This is a genomic window from Brevundimonas sp. (assembly GCF_023259385.1).
Classification (GTDB): domain Bacteria; phylum Pseudomonadota; class Alphaproteobacteria; order Caulobacterales; family Caulobacteraceae; genus Brevundimonas.
This window is the reverse complement of sequence record NZ_JAHFPF010000330.1, coordinates 1-3066: the sequence shown is the minus strand read 5'-3', so window position 1 is coordinate 3066 and position 3066 is coordinate 1. Positions and strand designations below refer to the sequence as shown.

Annotated in this window: 3 protein-coding genes; 2 read left to right on the top strand and 1 reads right to left on the bottom strand. The window is 71.0% G+C overall.

What is annotated here, in order from left to right; genetic code table 11:
• The coding region (locus tag Q0C81_RS17735) for an EF-Tu/IF-2/RF-3 family GTPase (protein ID WP_291841085.1) at window positions 1-664 on the top strand (664 nt) is incomplete at its 5' end.
• Here the strand turns inward: Q0C81_RS17735 and Q0C81_RS17730 are convergent.
• A complete protein-coding gene (locus tag Q0C81_RS17730; protein WP_291841083.1) occupies window positions 639-1256 on the bottom strand; it encodes a hypothetical protein in 618 nt (205 codons plus the stop codon). The genes Q0C81_RS17735 and Q0C81_RS17730 overlap by 26 nt on opposite strands.
• Before the next feature lie 59 nt (window positions 1257-1315).
• Here Q0C81_RS17730 and Q0C81_RS17725 point away from each other — a divergent pair, with 59 nt between their 5' ends.
• Window positions 1316-2752, top strand: a complete 1437-nt coding sequence (locus Q0C81_RS17725) for a PLP-dependent aminotransferase family protein (RefSeq protein WP_291841081.1) — start codon at window positions 1316-1318, stop codon at window positions 2750-2752.
• Window positions 2753-3066: the final 314 nt, after the last annotated feature.

The following is a 3066-nucleotide window of genomic DNA, read 5'->3' as shown; positions in this document are numbered from 1 at the left end:
CAATCACCGCGACCGGATCGCCATGTTCCGCATGGCGTCGGGCAGCTTCAAGCGCGGCATGAAGCTGAAGGTGCAGAACACCGGCAAGTCGCTGTCGGTCAACGCGCCCATCATGTTCTTCGCCTCGGACCGCGAACTGGCCGAGGACGCCTATGCCGGCGACGTCATCGGCATCCCGAACCACGGCGTGCTGCGCGTCGGCGACAGCCTGTCGGAGAGCGGCCTGGTGCGTTTCGCCGGCCTGCCCAACTTCGCCCCGGAAATCCTGCAACGGGTCCGGGTCAAGGATCCGCTGAAGGCCAAGCACCTGAAGAAGGCGCTGGAGGGCCTGGCCGAGGAAGGCGTGACCCAGCTGTTCCGGCCGGAACTGGGCTCGGACTTCATCGTCGGCGCCGTCGGCCAGCTGCAGTTCGAGGTCATGGCCGACCGTCTGGGCGAGGAATACGGGCTGGAGGTCATCTTCGAACCGAGCCCCTACGCCGAGGCGCGCTGGATCGGCGGAGCCAAGGCCGACCTCGAGGACTTCATGGGCAAGTACCGCGGCCAGATGGCCACGGACATCGACAGCGATCCGGTCTTCCTGGCCAAGTCGAGCTGGGAGACCGGCTACGTCGGCGAACGCTTCCCGAAAGTGGCCTTCACGAAGACGAAGGAACGGGGCTGACCCTCGCGGGGGTGGTTTCGGGCCGGGTGAACATCGGCAGGAAGATCTGAAGCAGCGGACCGGTGGTCAGCACGAACAGGATCGTGCCGACCCCGACCGTGCCGCCCATCAGCCAGCCCAGCCCCAGCACCGTGGCCTCGACGCCCGTGCGGATCCAGCGAATGGGCCAATCCGTGACCTTGAGCAGGCCGGTGGTGATGCCGTCGCGCGGACCCGGGCCCAGGCCGGCGCCGATATAGGCCCCGGTGGCGGCGGCGTTCAGCACCACCGCGACGACCATGCACGCGGCCCGAAGCCACAGCCCCTCGAGGGGCGGCAGCAGCCACAGGCAGAGATCCGCCGCCGTCCCGATCAGCAGGACGTTGCAGATGGTGCCGATCCCCGGCTTCTGGCGCAGCGGGATCCACAGCAGCAGCACCAGAAGGCCGACGCCGTTGACGATCATGCCCAGGCTCAGGCCCGTCACGTCCGACAGGCCCTGATGGAACACGCTCCACGGATTCAGGCCCAGATCGGCCCGGACCATGAGGGCGAGCGACAGTCCGTACACGAACAGACCGATCTGAAGCTGGATGAAGCGGCGCAGGAACATCCCGCAGACCTAGCCCAACCGGCCTTGTTTTATAGAGCCACTTGTTCGAGTGTGGCCCTGTGAACGCCCCCATCGTCAATCCCGTCGCCCTGACCCGCCAGCTGAACGAATGGCGCGCCGCGCATGGCGACGACGCCGCCTACCGCAGCCTGGCCGAGGCGCTGAAGCGGCTGGTGCTGGACGGCCGCCTGCCGCTCGACGCCAAACTGCCCGGCGAGCGGCGGCTGGCCGAGGCCCTGGGGCTGAGCCGGATCACGATCAGCGCCGCCCTGGACCGCCTGCGGGCCGACGGCTTCGTGGTCAGCCGGGTCGGGTCGGGCAGCTTCACCGCACTGCCGCCGGGACCGGCCGGCCGTCGCGACCCGTTGCACCACCGCGAGGCCTCGGGCCTGATCGACATGGCCACGGCGGTGATGCCCGCGGGCGCCCACCTGCACGCCGCCTACGCCCAGGCGCTGGCGTCCCTGCCCCTCCATCTGCCCGGCCACGGCTACGGCCCCGTCGGCGTCCAGTCCCTGCGCGACGCCGTGGCGGGGGACTATGAGCGGATGGGGCTTCAGACGACGGCGGACCAGATCGTGGTCACGGCGGGCGCCCAGAACGCGCTGGCGCTGCTGCTGCGGTCGCTGGCGCGGCCCGGAGACGCGGTGCTGATCGACCATCCGACCTTCCATCACGCGATCGACGCCATCGTCCGGGCCGGGCTGCGGCCCGCGCCGGTCGCCCTGCCGGCGGAAGGGTGGGACATCGACGCCCTGACCGCGGCGATCGAGCGGGCGAGGCCGCGCCTCATCTATCTGATCGGGACCCACCACAATCCGACGGGCCGGGTCATGACGGCGGAGCAGGAGGCGGCCATCGCCGCCGCCGCCCGGCGCGCCGGTTCGACCCTGATCCTGGACGAGACGCTGCGGGAGCTGGGCTTCGACGCACCGCCGCCCCCGCCGCGTGACCTCGGGGACCACGTGATCCGGCTGGGTTCGGCCAGCAAGAGCTGGTGGGGCGGCCTGCGGATCGGCTGGCTTCGGGCCGCGCCGACGGTGGTCGAGGCGGTGGTCCGTAGCCGGGCCTCCATGGACCTGGGCGTGCCCATCATCGAACAGCTGGCGGCGGCGACGCTGCTGAGCGGGGATCGGGCGCCGCTGGCCGAGCGGCGCGGGCAGCTGGCGGCGCGCGAAGCCCATCTGCGGACCCGGCTGGCGGCTGTATCTCCCGACTGGGAAGCGCATCGGCCGGCCGGAGGCCTGTCGCTGTGGGTGGGGCTGCCCCGCCCCGCCAGCGAAGCCCTGGCCGAGGCGGCGGGGCGGCTGGGCGTGCGGATCGCGCCGGGCACGCGGTTCGGCGTCGGCGGGGCCTTCCAGCGCTTCGTGCGCCTGCCCTTCACCCTGCCGGAAGCCGATCTGGAGCAGGCGGTGGACCGGCTGGCCGAGGCCTGGGCGACGCTGGACCGGAAACGGCCCCGCGCGGCGCGGCGCGACGAGGGCGTCGTGCTCTAGAGCCTGATCCGTTGAGGAGGACCGCGTCGCGGTTCCGGCTGAAGCGTGAATCAGGCTCCAGCCACCGGTGGACAGGCGCATCTGGGGTGAATCACGGACTTTCTTCTGTCACTCCCGCGTGGTTCTCTGTTCCGGCAAAACGGCCCGGGCGTGCCGTGGAGGATCTGATGTTCGCGATGGCCTTCCTGGCCGTGCTGTCCCTGACGGGTGCGCAAAGCGCGCCCGAACAGCCCCTGCCTTATGACGAGGTGGTGCGCTGTGCGGACTGACCCAGGCGGCGTCCGAACTCGAGGGCGGGGAGACCGGCGAGGGCC